Origin of the sequence: Pseudomonas sp. PB103, from assembly GCF_009764635.1 — a bacterium.
GTDB lineage: Bacteria > Pseudomonadota > Gammaproteobacteria > Pseudomonadales > Pseudomonadaceae > Aquipseudomonas.
On sequence record NZ_RWIL01000113.1, the window covers coordinates 1 to 16,262 of the forward strand.

A 16,262-nucleotide genomic window follows, 5' to 3' on the forward strand; every position below is an offset into this window, starting at 1 on the left:
AGGCTGCGATCTTTTGATCTTGATCTTAAAACAAGATCAAAAGATCGCAGCCTGCGGCAGCTCCTACATTTATTGTGTACGGCCGCTACCACTGGCGTTTGTCAGGGCGGGCGAGGCCGAGTTTTTCGATGCGGTAGCGCAGCATGTCGCGGCTCAGGCCCAGCAGGCGCGCGGATTTGGTGACGTTCCAGTCGGTCTTGTCGAGCATCTTGCGCACCATGTCGCGCTCGACTTCCGGCAGGTTCATCGATTCGGTATTGCTCGCCGGCCGTGGTTCGTAGTGCACCGGCGCTTCATGAATATGCAACGGCGGTTCGTCGACCAAGCTCATGCACACATTCAACTGATGCGCGGCAATCGTGTCACTCGGCGCCAGCAGCACCGTTTGCTCAAGCATGTTGCGCAGTTCGCGCACATTCCCCGGCCAGGTGTAACTGAGCAGCAACTCCTCGGCCTGCTGGCTGAAATGCAGATTCGGCTTGCCGTAACGCTTGCCATGGCTCGCCAGAAAATGCCGCGCCAACAGCAAAATATCCTCGCCCCGAGCATGCAGGCGCGGCACCTTGATCGAAATGATCCGCAGCCGGAAAAACAGATCGCGACGAAATTTGCCTTGCTGCACCATCTGCTCAAGGTTGCAGTTGGTCGCGCTGATCACCCGCAGATTGACCTTGCGCTCCTTCACCGAGCCGACCCGGCGAATGGTGCGATCCTCCAGCAACTTCAAAATCTTCGCCTGCAACAGCAGGTCCATCTCGCCAATCTCATCGAGAAACAGCGTGCCGCCATCCGCCGCTTCTACCAGTCCGACCCGGCGATCCTTGGCGTCGGTAAACGCACCCTTCTCATGGCCGAACAGCTCCGACTCGACCAGATTCGACGGAATCGACGCACAGTTGAATTCAATAAACGGACCTTTGCTGCGCGAACCGTCGAAGTGCAGCGCCCGGACCACCAGTTCTTTACCGGTGCCGGTCTCGCCTTCGACCAAAACCGGCGGCAGATCGGTGTTGGCCATGCGCCGCTCGGCGTCAAGCAACTGGCCGATGGTGTTCTTCAAATACTGCATCGGCGCCGAGTCGCCAATCAGCGCCTGCACCCCGGATTTCTGCGCCTCGCGCTCTTGATAGAAGGACAGCGTGCGCTCCATCCGTTCAGTCGCCAGCGCCTTGTCCAGCAGCAGTTTGAGTTCCTGCAACGCGACCGGTTTGGTCACGTAATGAAAGGCGCCCTCTTTCATCGCCACCACGGCATCTTCGACGTTGCCGTAACCGGTCATCATGATCACTTTGAGATCCGGCGCGCTGATGCGCAGCTTCTGGATCAGGTCGTGGCCACTCATGCCCGGCAGCGAGTTGTCGGTCAGCACGATGTCAGGCATGAAGCTGCCCAATTGCTCCAGCGCGTCTTCAGCCGAATGGCAGACCGTCACCTCGAAGTCCTTGCGCTCCAGGTAGGTCTGAATATTTTCGGCCAGCAGTTCGTCATCCTCGACCAGCAGAATGCTGTGTTCCATATTCCCCTCCCGATGCCACTTTGAAGTTGAGACTGACGCGGGTTCCTTCCTGCTCTTTGCTGGTCAAGACGACCGAGCCCTGAAAACGCTCCATGATTCTTTTGACCAACGCCAGGCCAACCCCGAGGCCGCCCTGTTTGGTGGTGAAAAAAGGTTTGAACACCAACAGTTGCTGCTGCGCGCTCATGCCCTTGCCGGAGTCGATCACTGTCATGCGCACCCTGTCCGGCTGCGGCGATTCGAATTCGACGGTGAGCACACCGCCCTTGGGCATGGCTTCCAGGGCGTTAGCAAACAGGCTATTGAGTATTTGCGTGAGCAGCACCTTTTGACTGACGACCGGCGCGCAGTTTTGCGGACTGAATCGCACTTCAACGCCGTTGCGCCGGATCAACGCATCAAACGCGCCGAGGGTGTCCTCGACGGCCATGCTCAGATCGACCGCTTCACCGTCGTCATTCATCGGTCGCAGCGATACCAGCAATTCGCGCACCCAGCGCGACATGCGATCGACCTGGCTGATGATGTCGCCGATATTGCGCTGCGCACCGGGGCTGGCGACTTCCTGGGCCAGTTCGGCGCTGGAGCGGATGGTCGCCAGTGGATTGCGCAAACTGTGCGCCACCGCCGAGGACATCTCGCCGAGGGCGACAAAGGTTTCGTTGCTGATCAGTTGTTGCTGCTGGCTCTGCAGCAGTTTTGCCGCGCGGCGGACGATCCAGAACAACGCCAGAAAAATCGCCGCGCCTCCAAAACAGGTCGCCGCCCAGATCGAGGCGAAACCACGATCAATGCGATCGACCAGATCCGACGGTTCCTTGTAGATCTCGACCATGGCGATGACTTTGCTTTTGTCGGCGTTGAACATCGGGATGTAGTTCTCGATGAACAGGTATTTCGGCTCGCGCAGCAATTGCTGCTCGGGTTTCTCATCGTCGATTTTGTGGTAGCTGGAGGACACCGCCACCTTCATCTCGAACGACTCGTCGAGTTCGTCGTCATCCGCGATGTGCACGCCGATCAGCTCGGCGTTGGTTGACCAGATCACCGTGCGATCCAGCGCATAAACCGTGGCCAGGAGAATGTCCGGCAGGTGTTCGACGTGATCGAGAAACTCGGTGCGCGCCGAGACGTGTGCGGCCGGGTCGACATCGGGATAGTTGTTGTCCTGGCGCGGGTCGAGCATCTCGCCCATGGTTCGCGCCGGGGTAATGCCAGCGTGGCGTATTTCCGCCGCGCCGATGGCCTGGACGAACTGTGCGGTCAGCAACGCATCGCGCTCGACGCTTTCGGTGACCACAAAGCGCGTGGAGATGTAACCGAGCCCCAGCGCCACGGCCGCAATGATGAAAAAACTCGCGAGCGAGAACCAGCGCAGCAGATTGAACTGCTCACGCCAGCCCTTGCCTGCGACCGAGGCGTTCGGTGCAGTGGTTTTTTGTGCTTCCAGTCGCTGCATGGGAGTGCCCTGGAGTGTTTGTATCGAAGCGCTTACAGCCATCAGTGTAGGTGGCTATGACCGCAACACACGGTTCAATGATGCTATTTCGCCGCTACTGCATACCACTCACCGCTGCGGCTGAATCGCCCGGTTTTACTGGCGTCAAAGCGCCGCCGGCCAAGGCTTTGGCGGACGGATGCTGACGCTCGGTTTCATCGCTGAGAAAGTCGATGATCGACTGCGCGGATGGCTCGTCGAGGCGCAGGTTGGGCATCGGGATTCGCTCGAATTGTTCATACAGTTGCAGCGCAATCGGGTCTTTTTCCGCGAGCAGGCGATCCGGTTCGCGGATCCAGCGATTCAGCCATTTGTTGTCACGGTTGCGGGTCACGCCGATCAGGTCGGGGCCGATGCTGCGCATGCCGATGCCCTGACCGTCCTGCGGGCCAAGGCTATGGCACGAGGCGCAGCGGGTGCGGAACAGTTCTTCGCCATTGCTCGGCGGGCGAATGTCCGGGGCGTTGGCGTAACTTTCCTCGATGCTCGGCTGCTTCCAGTTCTGCAAGGTGTTGGCCAGTTGGTCGGCGAGGATCCACGGGTTCTCGAACGGCGAGGCTTTCATCCAGCGCCCGGTGGTCTGGTTGCCGACGATCAGGCTGAGGTTGTGATCCTTGTTGCGGCCGTTGTCGACGCCTTCGATGAACAGCCCGAGTTTTTTGCGCAGGTCGGTGACGTCTTCGAATTCGCCAGTGAGAAACTTCCAGCCGGGGCCGACCTTGAAGCGTTGCGCGTAAGCCTTGAGCACTTCGGGGGTGTCGCTGAGCGGGTCGATGCTGATCGAGTAGAAGAAGATGTCCTGCCCAACCCGATCGCCGAGCAATTTCTGCACTTGGCGCAGGCGTGCGGTTTCCAGCGGGCAGGAGTCGCTGCAGGAAGTGAAGATGAAGTTGATCACCACCACTTTGTCTTTGATCAGGTCATCGAAGAAATGCACCTGCCGACCATCCTGATCGGTCAGCAGGGTGTTAGGGAAATAGTCGCCACCCCACGGGGTGGCGGATTCACTCACCGCTGGCGGCTCGCCGACGCTGGCCTGGTGCGCCAGCAGCACGCGGCTGCCGAGCACGCAGACCACCAGCAGCAGCACCAGGTGCATGCCCAGCGCGCGGGAGCGCGGGGTATGCAGCGGTTGGCTGTCACCGTGGCGACGGTTCATGGCTTGACCACCACTTGCGGGCCCATACCGTCACCGTTGCGGAAGGTTGGCAGCGCGGCGGAGTTGACGTAGCGCACACCGTCCCAGCTTGGCAGAGGCGTTGGCATCAGTTGCAGTTGCCCGGGTTTCTCCAGGTCCCAACGCAGCAGCATCGAGTTGTCTTCATGCTGAGTGTTGTGACAGTGCTCCATGTACGTCCCGGCGAACTCGCGGAAGTTGATCGCCATTTCGACGCTGTCCAGGCCATCGGCCTCGGAGCCGATGCGATAGACGTCCTTGCGCGCCCATTTTTCCCATTCCGGTGGTGCCTTGCCGCCGCGACTGAGGATGATGCCTTCCTCGAAGTGCACATGCACCGGATGGCTCCAGCCCTTGCCGCCGGCCTTGATGTTCCACACTTCCAGCGTGCCGAACCCGGTGACACCGGCATCGGTCGGGCCACTGGACAACTGGGTCGAGGCATTCAGGCGACGTGGGTCCATGTGGTAACCGAAACCGCCGTCAGTCTTGACCGTCCACGGTGCTTCATCGGTGCCGTCGGAACGGCCGAAGGTGAAGGTGCGGTGACGAGCCTTGGCCAGCAGCGCTTTGTCGGCGGCGTTGTCGCGGTGAATCTTCAGCGGAATCATCACCAGCCCTTCGGCCTTGCCCGGTTTGGCCGGTTCGTAGGCTGCCGGGTTCATTGCCAGATCCTGACCGGTGTAAGCCTTGACGTTGAGCTGCAAGACCTTGCCCACCGCCGGATCACCCTTGTCCCACTGCGGACCTTTGCTGGTCTGCTTGATCACCGGCAGGTATTTCTCCGAAAGCACGTCAGCCAGCGAGATCACTTCTTTCGGGCCTTTGCCGTCGTCCTGCGCCTGCAGGTTGAGGAAGAACAGCTTGTCGCCGGGCTTGATGCCGTTTTTCGAGAAGTTGACGATGATGTCGAAGCGCTCGGCGATGCCCTGGGTTGGCAGGATCGCGTTGTGGTTCTGTTTATCGCCGTCGGCGTCGAGGTCCATGCTGCCGTCGAACGGCACGCTGTGTTCCATGATGTTGCCGTCGTTGGCGATCATGTGGAACGGCACGCGGCTGTACGACAGACCGGAGTTTTTCGGCCCCTGGAGCTCGCCGCCGCTGCCTTTGATTTCACGCACCAGCGCCAGTTTGAAGTAGCGCGACACCGAACCGTTGAGGATGCGGAAGCGATAACTGCGTGCGCGCACGTCCAGCGTCGGTTTCCACTGCCAGTTGACCAGCACCTGATCGCCGATGAAGCCGTCGGTGTTGAACGGGTTGAACCACAACTGGCCCTCCTGATCCCAGGCCTTGTCGGCGAACACCAGGTTGACGTCGTAGTCGCGGTTGCCCCATGGCAAGGCGCTGCCGCTGGGCAGACGCAGGTTGACGCCGTCGTTGACCGACTCGTTGCCGCGATCCAGCGCGCTGTAGTAGTTCATCATCGCCGCGTTGCCCTTGTAGACGTTCTGCGCGGTGAAATCGAGCATGTGGTCGTGGAACCAGTGGGTGCTCATGGTCTCGCGCCAGTCGCCGCGGATCTTGATGGTGCCGTTATCACAGGTCTTCTTCGCGGGCGCCATGTCGTTGACCCACAAGGTTTCGCCCGGTGCGCACGGGAACGCGGCGCGCGGGTCTTCGGCCTTGGTGTTGATGCTGTCGTAACCGGCGAGCTGGATCGGCCAGCGATAGTCGTAGAACTGACCCGGGAAGAAGAACGCGTTGGCATAGCCGTCGCTTTCCGCTGGCGCGTGGCCGTTGTGCTCGTGGGTGCTGATGGTGTGCAGGCCAAAGCCGTGGTTGGCCGACGGATCGATCGGCAAGCCGTTGTAGTGACGCATCATCACCGGTTGGCCGTAACGCACCATCAACAGTTTCGGCGGCAGCGTGCCGTCGAAGGTCCATACCGAGTTGTGGTTTTGCGCCGGCATTGCCGGGTGAAAACGCGGGTCGACGCCCTTCGAGGTGCCGTCGGTCAGCGGTACACCGGCGACGTTGTGGTACAGGCCGCCGGGGCCGAACTCGCCCACCGCGTAATGGTGCATTTGCACGCTGTCACGCAGGCCACCGTTGAGGCGCGCGCCGGTCTGCACGGTTTTATACGCCACTTGTGGGTAGAACTCGTTCCAGCGCTGGTGCGCCCAGCCCTTTCCTGGTGGCCGCCCTTCAGCGGAGGAACCGATGTGGCGATTGAGGAACACCTCGATCTGCGCCTGCCACGGATTGCGGTCGACGACGTTGGAGAACTGGCTGGGGAATGGCGTCAGTCCGGGTTGGCGCAGGAACGCATCGAGGGCGCTGCCGGGGGGCGCGCTGCGGGCGACGTTGTTCGGGTCCTGCGCAGGGGCCGGGCCAATCGCGGCCGGTGGAAATGGCAGCGGCGCGGCCGGGGTGGTCGGGTCGAGTTTTTCCGGGCCGAACTCTTCAAACAGGGTCAACTGCTGGGTGAACGGCTGCGCGCCATAGAGCGGGCTGGGCTTGCCGTTGGTGGGGTAGTTGAAACTGGTCTGCACCGTTGGCGGCAGGATGTTTTCCGTGCGGGTCGAGTCGCGACTGCCTTTGACGCCGTCGGGCAAATCGAAGGAGTCTTCGTTGGCCTCGGGCAGGGTCAAGATATTATTCAGCGCCCCGGCACGATCGGCCGGTTCGTCGTAGAACGCCGACGGGTCGGAGGTTTCTGGCTGTCGTTCGTCATCGATGGGGCTGGCGCGAACGCTGGCCATCGTGCCGAGGGTCAACATCAGAAAGACGCTCAAAGGCGTCAGCAGGAAGGTGTTGCTTGGGTCACGCGTTGTTCTGTCCATCACCAGCCGCCTCATCAAGGAAGGGGTGATGGTGTTTTGCAACTAGTGCGCCAAGAAATTATTTCCAGTTGTAACAGGGACTTGAGGATGCTGTGGGTTCCCCCACTCCCCGGTGACCGGGGCTTGACACCCACTGGTGGGGGAAGTTCACAATTTTTCAGTTATACAAACCTCATGTAGGAGCTGCCGGAGGCTGCGATCTTTTGATCTCGGTTTTTAAGATCAAAAGATCGCAGCCTTCGGCAGCTCCTACAGGGCGGGATGTGTGGATCAGGGGACGAGTTGGAAGGCCAGGCGCACGGTGGTGCCCTCGCCTTCGCGGCTGTTGAGGGTCACGCCGCCGCCGAAGCGTTCCATGATGCGTTTGACCAGCACCAGGCCGACGCCGAGACCACCGGCCTTGGTGGTGAAAAATGGCCGGAACGCCATGGTGCGCTGCTCTTCGTTCATGCCTTTGCCGGTGTCGCTGAGCACCACGCTCACACCTCGGTCGTCGCTCGGCTCGAGAGTGACAGTCAACGTGCCGCCCTTGTCCATCGCCTCCAGTGCATTGGCCAGCAGGCTGTTGAGGACCTGCGTCAGTTGCACCGACTGGCTGAGCACCATCGGCGTGTGCTGCGGGTGGAACACCACTTTTACGCCGGCACGGGCGATCTGCTGTTCGAAGGCAACGAGGCTTTCGTGCAACGTCGCGACGAGGTTGACTGGCTCCGGATCATCGTTGAGCGGGCGCAGCGATTGCAGCAATTCGCGCACCCATTTCGACATGCGGTCGACCTGGCCGATGATGTCCTTGATGTTCTTTTCGGCAGGGCCGGCATCGAACTCCAGCGCCAGTTCGGCGCTGGAACGGATGGTCGCCAGTGGATTGCGCAAGCTATGCGCAACGGCTGAGGACATCTCGCCGAGCGCGACAAACGTTTCATTGGCGATCAGTTGTTTTTGCTGGGCCGCGAGCAGGATCGCCGCGCGCCGCACGATCCAGTACAGGCCCAGATAAATCAGTCCACCACCGAGCGCGGTGGCCAGCCAGATCAGCGTCAGCCCACGCTCCATGCGGGCGATCAGGTCCTTGGGTTCCTTGTAGATCTCGACCATCGCTGTGACGTTCTTGCCTTCGGCATCGAACAGCGGAATGTAGTTTTCGATAAAGATGTAGTCCGGCGGCGTGATGAATTTCTGTTCTTCACGGGCCTTGTCGACATCGTGGTAACTGGCGGACACGGGGATTTTTTCGTTGAAGGCCCGATCGAGGTCTTCGTCGGCATGAATGCTGGTGCCAATGAGCACGGGGTTTGTCGACCAGATCACCTGGCGGTCCGGCGCATAGATGTTGGCGAGAATCACGTCCGGCAAGTGTTCGATGTGATCGAGAAATTCACCGCGTGCATCGGCCCGGGCCTGCGGGCTGACGTCAGGAAAACTCTTGTCCTGGCGCGGGTCGAGCAATTCGCCCATGGTGCGCACGTTGGGAATGGAGACGTGGCGCACCTCGGCCGAAGCGATGGCCTGAATGAACTGCGCGGTGAGCAACGCATCACGCTGCACGCTTTCCTCGATGACAAACCGCGTCGACACCGTCCCCAGCGCGATGGCGACGGTACCGATCACCGCCATGCTGATCAGCGAAAACCAGCGCAGCAGGTTGAACGACTGCTTGCGCGAGCCCAACCGTAGGGTGCCCTCCTCGACGGGTAGCGATTTTGACTGAATATTCATGGTGGCGACTTCCCGATACGTCCCTATAGGGTTATAGCCCACGGGTGGGGGTTTGCCCGGATGCGGGGATATCGACCCGATGCTCTACCCCCACAAACACCAAAGAACCTTGTGGGAGCTGGCTTGCCAGCGATGGCGGTTTGTCTGTGCCGAGGATGTCGACTGATCCACCGTCATCGCTGGCAAGCCAGCTCCCACAGGGTTCTCGGTCGTTCACACATCTGGTGTTCACCGAAGAAACTTGTGGGAGCGAGCCTGCTCGCGAATGCGGTGGGTCAATCGACATCTTCGTTCCAGGAAATACGCCTTCGCGAGCAGGCTCGCTCCCACAGTTTTTTCATCCGACAGATGTTCAATGTCCTCCCCACCGTCCCCAATCCTGGGGAATGGCGCCCTTTCCCCGCTGAGCAAAAATCTCACTTTCATTCCCGTCAACCCCTCTACCTCGGCCCTCTCCCGCCCATCCACCGCACCTTGGCATGGAAGGTGTACAGGCCCTGTGCAACTGACCCAACCCCAAGGGGCAGGTACTTTGATAGAGGGATTAACTCATGCACCCTTTACTGTCCAAAACCGCGACCGTCCTGGTCGTGAGCGCCTTGGCCCAGGGCATTGCTCAGGCCGCTTTGTTTGCTGTTGACCCCGGTCCGTACGCTCCGGCCAACGGTGGTTTCGCCAGTTGGTATCAGGACACCCACGGTCGCACCCTGGACCTGTGCCTGTCCAAAGCACTCAGCTCGCGAGTACCCAGTGCACCCGGCGCGCCGTCGTACATGTGCTCGCTGCTGCCGACTCCCGGGGTGTTCGACGACGCGCAACCGATCGTCTTCCCGACCAATTTCCCTGACGAAGCGTTCTGGTTCACCGGTGAAACTACCCTCGTCGACGCGGCGCGCGGCATCGACCTGACCTACGTCAGCGCCATCGAAGCCGCCTTCGCCGCCGAAGAACCGGTCGAGGGCGATCAAGTCAGCTTCGCGCGCATCCGCATTCGCGTTGATGTGCCGACCGCTGGCACTTACGTCATCACCCACCCGTACGGCGTCGACGTGTTCAACATCGACACCCCCGGCCGCCGCGCGATCAACATGACCCGCGACATCGGCATCGGCACGCCGAAAACCTATGACGGCGCGCTCAAGGGGGACATCGGCCCGTTCCTGCGTAGCGTCAACGGCCCGTACACCGAGACCAACCCGGTGACCGGCGCCGCCGAGCAATTCGTCGGCGACCCGAACCTCAGCGAGGCGGTCACCGGCAGTCCGTTCAACACCAACTACGTGCGCATTGAAGGCCCCGGCGGGATCGACCTGCGTACGACGGCGTTTGCCGTCTCCGGCAAGTTGTCGACCGTTGTTCGACCTACACCCATGATCACCCAGCGCAGCACCTACTCGCGCAAAGCGGGGGCCAGCGCGCCGGTCGCACAGCAGGACGTGTTCGTCCTCGCACCGCCAGCCCCGGGCACCGTCGCCGTGACCAGTTTCACCCCGGTGCTGAACATGACCGAAGCCAACTCCACCGGTGCCTGGTACGCGCAATCGTCGGCCAACCCGACCGTGCCGAGCGTCCTGCAAGTGACCGCCGACAATCACCTGGCCATCGCCAGCAGCACGCCGACCACCCTGCCCATGACCCTGAGCGACCTGGTGGTGATCCAGAGCGCGCAATACAGCTTGAGCTCTGGACAACTGACCGTAGTGGCCTCGACCAGTGACGAAACCTCGCCACCGGTGCTCACCGCCACCTCCGGCAGCGGCGCCGCGATCGGTGCGCTGAGTGGCGACGGCGCGGTGAAAAGCCTCGCCACCGGAATCTCGCCGATACCGCCAGCCAAGGTCCGCGTGACGTCGTCCAACGGCGGCAGCGATACCGAAGAAGTGGTCATCGTGCAATGAACGCTCACATGCCCAGATCCGCATCAGGAGGCATCATGAACAAGTGGCCACGCTTTGCGCTCAACGCGCTCGGGCTCGCTCTCTCGCTGACCGGCAGTGCCTATGCGCAACTTGCCGCCGTCGACCCCGGCCCCTACACCTTCGCCACCGGGAAATTCCCGATGTGGTATCAGGACAGCAACAACCTGTCGATGGAACTGTGCCAGTCGCGCGCCGCCAGTTCGCGCGTCGGCGTCACCACGCCACCGGCCTACATGTGTACCCTGCTGCCGGAACCGGGCATTTTCGATGACAGCCTGCCGATGGTGTTCCCCGACAACTGGCCACCGGAAGCCTTCTGGTTCCTCGCCGAAACCACTATCCCCAACAACGGCGCCGGATTTGGCATGGACGCGTATGTCGCCGGGATCGAAGCGGCGTTCGCCTCGGAAAACCCGGCGGATGGCGATCAGCAAAGCTTTGCGCGGATCCGCATCCGGGTGAACGTGCCCGTGGCCGGCACCTACGTCATCACTCACCCGTATGGCGTGGAAACGGTCAACGTCACCACCCCTGGGCGGCGCGCGATCAACATCACCAAGGACATTGGCATCGGTGCGCCGGGCGATTTCAGCGGCACGCTCAACGGCGCCATCGGGCCGTTCCTGCGCAGCATCAACGGCCCCTACACCGAGGTGAACCCGGACACCGGCGGCGTCGAAACTTTCGTTGGCGATCCGAACCTCACCGAAGCGGTAACCGGCAGCCCGTTCAACACCAACTTCGTGCGCATCGTCGGGCCGTCCGGCGCCGGCACGATTCAAACCACCCTGTTCACCGTCGCCGGCAAGGTGCTCGACAGCCGTCAGCAAACCCGTGTCGACATCGACCGCGCCACCTATCGCCGCACCTCGGCCGGTGTGCGCGCCGAGGTATTTGCCAAGGCAGACAGCAGCTCGACCCTGTGCTTGCGTGAAACCGTCGCGTTGCTTCCTGGCCCACCGCCGACCCCGTGCCAGACCAGCCTGACCGGTGACAATAGCGGTTTGTTCTTCGGTCAGCGCCTGGGTAACGGTACGCTGCCTTCGGTCGTCGTCGTGACCGCAACCAACCCGGCCGGCACCACGCGCCCAACCTCGGTGTCGGCCAAACTCACCGACGTGGTGAAAGTGCAGACCGCGCGCTACAGCTGGGCCAACAAAACCTTGCTGATCGAAGCGACATCGACCGATGAAGTGGCGATCCCGGACATGGTTGCCCAAGGTTACGGACGTCTGTCGAAGACCGGCACGCTGCAACGCATCACCGTCGCCGACCTGACCCAGCCACCGGCCACCGTGACGGTGAAATCCGCCGCCGGCGGCAGTGACACCGAGGCGGTCGTCGTGGTCGGCACTGCGCCGGACACCGGGGAAAACCAGGCGCCGATCAGCAATGCCGACACCGGCAGCACCAGTTTCGGTGTGCCGATCACCCTCAGCCTGTTGACCAACGACAGCGATCCCGATGGCGATAATCCGCTGGGCATCACCGCGTTGACTCAACCGGCGGCCGGCCAAGGCACCGTAGCCCTCAGTGGCACCGCCGCTGTGGTCTATACGCCGCCCGCCGTGGTCAACGCGCCACTGACCACGACGTTCACTTACAAAGCGCAGGACGCCAAAGGCCTGGCTTCGGCCAACCCGGCGACCGTGACGATTACCGTCGCGCCAAACCGGGCACCGACCGCCGTCGCCGACAGCGTTGCCACGTTGGGTGTGGCGATTCCGATCAACGTACTGGCCAACGACACCGATCCGGAAGGCAACGTGCCGCTGGGTGTCGCCAGCCTGACCCAACCGGCCGCCGGCCGCGGCACGGTCAGCACTGACGGCACGGTGATCACCTACACGCCACCGGCCACCGTGACCACGGCGTTCACCACGACCTTCACCTACATCGCCCGGGACAGCTTCGGCGCCCTGTCGACGCCGGCCACGGTCACCGTGCAAGTGTCGCCACGGCCAGCAGCGGAAACCTTCACCGTCACTGCTTCCACGGTGCAGGCGCGCTCCGGCGGGCGCTTCAACTGGGACTTCACCGGCACCTCGTCAGTGACCACCGGCAACACCATCACCGTGCAGGTCACCACCCCGACCGGGCTGGTCACCCTCGGCACCACCACCGTACCGGTGACCGGTCGCTGGCGGCTGACGCTGAACAACACGACGGTGGTGCCATCGGCCAACCCGACCGCGACGATCCGCTCGTCCCAGGGCACCGTGCGCACGGTCTCGGTGACCACGCTGTAAGCCTGATCCCCAGCCACTCTCGGGTGGCTGGGGCCGACTTCAAATCGGTTAACGCCTGACAGGATGTGAGCCATGAACACGCCGACCGCCGCCCTGCTTTGCCTGCTCCTGCTGTGCAGCACTGCGGGCGTGCGCGCCGACGACCTGATGGACAACGACGACCTGGCCCCGACCAGCAGCGACCTCGGCGAACTGCCCCCACCCGTGGGTCAGCAAGCCCTGATCGACCAGCTCGGCCAGGCCAACGTCGCCCTGCTGCAACAGAACGGTCAGTCGCTGCTCGGGCAGATCGTGCAGTCGGGCAGCAATCAGGAGGCGTACATCCTGCAACAGGGCAGCGACCTGATGGCGCTGATCAACCAGAACGGTTCCGGCAACGCCGCTTCCATCACGCAGAACGGCAGCCACAACCGCGCGCAGATTTCGCAAAACGGCAACAACAACGACGCCAGCATCGAGCAGGCCGGCGCGGGGCTGCAAAGCGCCGTGACCCAGTCGGGCAACGGCATGAGCGTTTCGGTCAAGCAATATCGCTAAGCACTGCAAATCATCGGAGAGTTCAATCATGTTCAAACTGACGCCCCTCACCGCCGCCCTCCTGGTCATGATCAGTGCCCAGGCCATGGCCGACGACAGCCTGTCCACCCAGAGCCAGGCCGGTACCGCCAACATCGCCGACGTGAAACAGACCCAGGCGCCGTTCAGCACCGCCACCCAGACCCAACTGGGCCAGGGCAACGACGCCGCCGCCGTGCAAGACCACGCCAGCAGCGTAATCACCCAGGACGCGGTCGGCGACTACAACGCCGGATACGCCGAACAGCTTTACGAAGACAACGCCACCATTACCCAGCAACAAATCGGCGCCTTCAACACCGCTCACGCCAGTCAGTCGCTGGGCTTCGGCGCACCGAACAGCGCGCTGCAACAGCAGCAAGGCACCGGCAACTTCTCGTTCATTTATCAAGACTCGCAGAACGGCAGCGAAGGCAAAACCTTCCAGTACGGCGACAGCAACGAAGCCAACATCGAGCAACTCTATGAAGGCAGCGGCAACAGCTCGGTGATCACCCAATACGGCACCGCCAACTACGGCACCGCCGAACAAGTACTGCACAACGGCGGCCAGATCGGCATCAACCAGGCCGGCGAAGGCAACTACGCCTACGGCGACCAGCGCAACGGCACCGGCGGCAACATCAGCATCAACCAGTTCGGCAACCTCAACGGCAGCGAAATCTGGCAAGACTCGCAACTCGCAAGCCAGGCCACCGTCAACCAATATGGCGACAGCAACGAAACCGTGGTCGACCAAAGCTTCGGCGAAAACAACACCGCCGCCGTCACCCAAGTCGGCAATACCAACGCGATCTACGCCGATCAGTTCGAATCGGTCAACTCGACACTGGCGCTGTATCAGGTCGGTAACGGCAACGTGCACTTCACCTACCAGAACGGCGACAGCCACGTGCTCAGCGCCACCTCCGTGGGTAACGACAACAAGGTCTACGCCAGCAACTGGAAAGGCCCGCAAGCCGGCGGCCAGTTCGGCAGTGGCCAACGCGCGACGGTTACTCAGGCGGGCAATGGCAACATCGCCAGCTTCACTCAGGATGGCGTCGGGCACGTGATGACCACGCACCAGACCGGGACTGGCAACAAGACCACGGTCAGTCAGGCGGAGTCGTATAACGAGCTGTATTTTGATCAGAATGGTAGCGACAACATTCTGATCTCGGATCAGCGCGGGACGACCAACCTGATTCAGGGTTCTTCGAATGGCACCGGCAACAGTGCTGAATTCGATCAATCCGGGACTGGCAACCAGGCGTATACCGCGCAGTTGTATGGCAGCGACAACATGATCACTGTTAAGCAGGCGGATACGATGAACGTGGCGTATGTGACCCAGGGCGGGACGGGGAACATTGCCAATGTCGATCAGAGTGGGGTTACGCAGACGGCGAATATTCAGCAGTTCGGGTCGGCTAACCAGGCGACGGTTTTGCAGCAGTAGGGGTTGGGTGTTGATGGGCCGCGATTCTCTGGTGAGGGGGGTCGCGGTTTTTAACCTTATGTAGGAGCTGCCGAAGGCTGCGATCTTTTGATCTTGCTTTTAAAGATTGAGATCAAAAGATCGCAGCCTTCGGCAGCTCCTACATGAGATTTCTTTTGCTTCAGAAAAAGGAATGGTTTCTGGAAAAGCTGCACGTTTTCCTACTACCTCTGGCGGTTGGCCGTCGGAAGCGCAAGGACTAGGATTTTTCGGGACAACCTGAACCCAAAGGAGCTCGACCAACGTGCAATTCATCCAGACAACCACGACAACATTCCCCTTACCGAATAGACTTCCAGGCATTGATCCCGGAGGTGCCATGATCGACCAAAAGATGATTGACCCACTGTGCCCAGTCGTCTCGGACCTTGATCCTGAAGAACAGGCTGCGAGCTATGACCGCTGGTTCAGGGCGGAAGTACAAGCGTCTCTCGATGATCCGCGTCCGAATCTTTCGCATGAACAAGTAATGGCCGAGATACATGCCTTGATTAAGGCAAAAGACAATGGTTTCGAGGCCGATGGAGTGGAGGCCCGAAGCACGGGCGAAGCTGGTAACAGTGCTCGAATACATAGTCGAAAGGAATGTTGGAGCAGCCAAAGAGATCTTGAAGGCAGTTGGAAAGGCCATAGTTTATCTTCCTGATCATCCCTATCTCTATCGATCAGGCCGGATCACCGGCACTCGGGAGATCGTCGTAAATTCCAGCTATCTGATCATTTATCGAGTGACAGATCGGATCGAAATCGTGAACGTTCTGCATGCGCGTCAGGAGTATCCGAGACGCGATTCTTTCTAAGCCATTCATCAACAAAAAACTGCGCTGCCTTCAGGAGCGCGGTTTTTTATTGGGAACAGATAATGTTGTGCAGCTACTTTTCAAAAGGAAACGGGGAATGGTTGGGTGATCTATTCTCGTCAAACCAAATATTAAGGAGCAAAGATGAGAGCGCCTCTACTCACCCTACTCTGTCCATTGCTCCTATTTTCACTGAGCAGCAACGCTAACGCCGGAACTGATACGGATGATTATATCTGCACGATAGAGCGGGTTTCGCAGGCCACAGGTGATGTCGGATCTACTTACGAACTACTCAACAAAGTCTTCGTAGGTCGACAATTCACTGTTGATCGAGCCTCAGGAGTAACCATCGGCACCCTGAAAAACTCATTGAACTCAAAACCATAGGTTATCGATCCCGGAAGCTCTGAAAACTCCTTCAAGGTTGTCTCTGCAATTACAGCCTCTCAAAAATTTCCTGGGACACTCGTCACTGCCCTGAATGTAATGGAGTTTGTGGATAGTGAAAAAAAGCCATTCAATTACATGATCAATGACGA

At 60.6% G+C, this 16,262-nt stretch carries 10 protein-coding genes and 1 pseudogene; 6 read left to right on the forward strand and 5 right to left on the reverse strand.

From position 1 onward, the window contains the following. Positions 1 to 85: 85 nt before the first annotated feature. The 5 genes from EJA70_RS19925 to EJA70_RS19945 form a co-directional block, all read right to left on the reverse strand. Entirely contained in the window at positions 86 to 1,516 is a 1,431-nt protein-coding gene (locus tag EJA70_RS19925; protein ID WP_158832956.1) for a sigma-54 dependent transcriptional regulator, read from the reverse strand. Further along, a complete protein-coding gene (locus EJA70_RS19930; RefSeq protein ID WP_158832958.1) occupies positions 1,485 to 2,975 on the reverse strand; it encodes a HAMP domain-containing sensor histidine kinase in 1,491 nt (496 codons plus the stop codon). Before EJA70_RS19930 ends, EJA70_RS19925 begins: the two co-directional genes overlap by 32 nt. A 94-nt stretch (positions 2,976 to 3,069) precedes the next feature. After that, the gene (locus EJA70_RS19935) at positions 3,070 to 4,173 is read right to left on the reverse strand and encodes an SCO family protein (protein WP_158832961.1); all 1,104 of its coding nucleotides are present in this window, start codon (positions 4,171 to 4,173) and stop codon (positions 3,070 to 3,072) included. Then, positions 4,170 to 6,977 carry a multicopper oxidase domain-containing protein gene (locus EJA70_RS19940; protein WP_158832963.1) on the reverse strand — a complete coding sequence of 936 codons (2,808 nt, stop codon included), beginning with the start codon at positions 6,975 to 6,977 and terminating at the stop codon, positions 4,170 to 4,172. The genes EJA70_RS19935 and EJA70_RS19940 overlap by 4 nt, the downstream gene beginning before the upstream one ends. A gap of 270 nt (positions 6,978 to 7,247) precedes the next feature. Further along, positions 7,248 to 8,696, reverse strand: coding sequence for a sensor histidine kinase (locus tag EJA70_RS19945; RefSeq protein ID WP_158832965.1), 1,449 nt, complete (start codon positions 8,694 to 8,696; stop codon positions 7,248 to 7,250). A gap of 551 nt (positions 8,697 to 9,247) precedes the next feature. On the opposite strand from EJA70_RS19945, the gene EJA70_RS19950 reads away from it, so the two are divergent. The 6 genes and pseudogenes from EJA70_RS19950 to EJA70_RS19975 all read left to right on the forward strand — a co-directional run bounded on the left by EJA70_RS19950 (position 9,248) and on the right by EJA70_RS19975 (position 15,720). After that, complete coding sequence (locus EJA70_RS19950) at positions 9,248 to 10,594, forward strand: hypothetical protein (protein WP_158832966.1); 1,347 nt, start codon at positions 9,248 to 9,250, stop codon at positions 10,592 to 10,594. A 35-nt stretch (positions 10,595 to 10,629) separates the two neighbouring features. After that, positions 10,630 to 12,864 carry an Ig-like domain-containing protein gene (locus tag EJA70_RS19955; protein ID WP_158832967.1) on the forward strand — a complete coding sequence of 745 codons (2,235 nt, stop codon included), beginning with the start codon at positions 10,630 to 10,632 and terminating at the stop codon, positions 12,862 to 12,864. Between the two features lie 72 nt (positions 12,865 to 12,936). After that, positions 12,937 to 13,401 (forward strand): curlin, encoded by a 465-nt coding sequence (locus EJA70_RS19960; RefSeq protein ID WP_008077339.1) that lies wholly within the window; start codon positions 12,937 to 12,939, stop codon positions 13,399 to 13,401. A 28-nt stretch (positions 13,402 to 13,429) separates the two neighbouring features. Then, positions 13,430 to 14,881 carry a curlin gene (locus EJA70_RS19965; RefSeq protein ID WP_158832968.1) on the forward strand — a complete coding sequence of 484 codons (1,452 nt, stop codon included), beginning with the start codon at positions 13,430 to 13,432 and terminating at the stop codon, positions 14,879 to 14,881. A 373-nt stretch (positions 14,882 to 15,254) separates the two neighbouring features. Then, a pseudogene (locus EJA70_RS19970) lies at positions 15,255 to 15,440 on the forward strand (antitoxin); the annotation flags it as partial. A gap of 1 nt (position 15,441) precedes the next feature. Continuing rightward, a complete protein-coding gene (locus EJA70_RS19975; RefSeq protein WP_158832969.1) occupies positions 15,442 to 15,720 on the forward strand; it encodes a type II toxin-antitoxin system RelE/ParE family toxin in 279 nt (92 codons plus the stop codon). Positions 15,721 to 16,262 lie beyond the last annotated feature (542 nt).

Coding starts and splice junctions, on each gene's coding strand:
- EJA70_RS19930 (WP_158832958.1), bottom strand. CDS start 2,975: ATGCAGCGACTGGAAGCACAAAAAACCACTGCACCGAACGCCTCGGTC.
- EJA70_RS19955 (WP_158832967.1), top strand. CDS start 10,630: ATGAACAAGTGGCCACGCTTTGCGCTCAACGCGCTCGGGCTCGCTCTC.
- EJA70_RS19950 (WP_158832966.1), top strand. CDS start 9,248: ATGCACCCTTTACTGTCCAAAACCGCGACCGTCCTGGTCGTGAGCGCC.
- EJA70_RS19965 (WP_158832968.1), top strand. CDS start 13,430: ATGTTCAAACTGACGCCCCTCACCGCCGCCCTCCTGGTCATGATCAGT.
- EJA70_RS19940 (WP_158832963.1), bottom strand. CDS start 6,977: ATGGACAGAACAACGCGTGACCCAAGCAACACCTTCCTGCTGACGCCT.
- EJA70_RS19945 (WP_158832965.1), bottom strand. CDS start 8,696: ATGAATATTCAGTCAAAATCGCTACCCGTCGAGGAGGGCACCCTACGG.
- EJA70_RS19975 (WP_158832969.1), top strand. CDS start 15,442: ATGGAGTGGAGGCCCGAAGCACGGGCGAAGCTGGTAACAGTGCTCGAA.
- EJA70_RS19935 (WP_158832961.1), bottom strand. CDS start 4,173: ATGAACCGTCGCCACGGTGACAGCCAACCGCTGCATACCCCGCGCTCC.
- EJA70_RS19960 (WP_008077339.1), top strand. CDS start 12,937: ATGAACACGCCGACCGCCGCCCTGCTTTGCCTGCTCCTGCTGTGCAGC.
- EJA70_RS19925 (WP_158832956.1), bottom strand. CDS start 1,516: ATGGAACACAGCATTCTGCTGGTCGAGGATGACGAACTGCTGGCCGAA.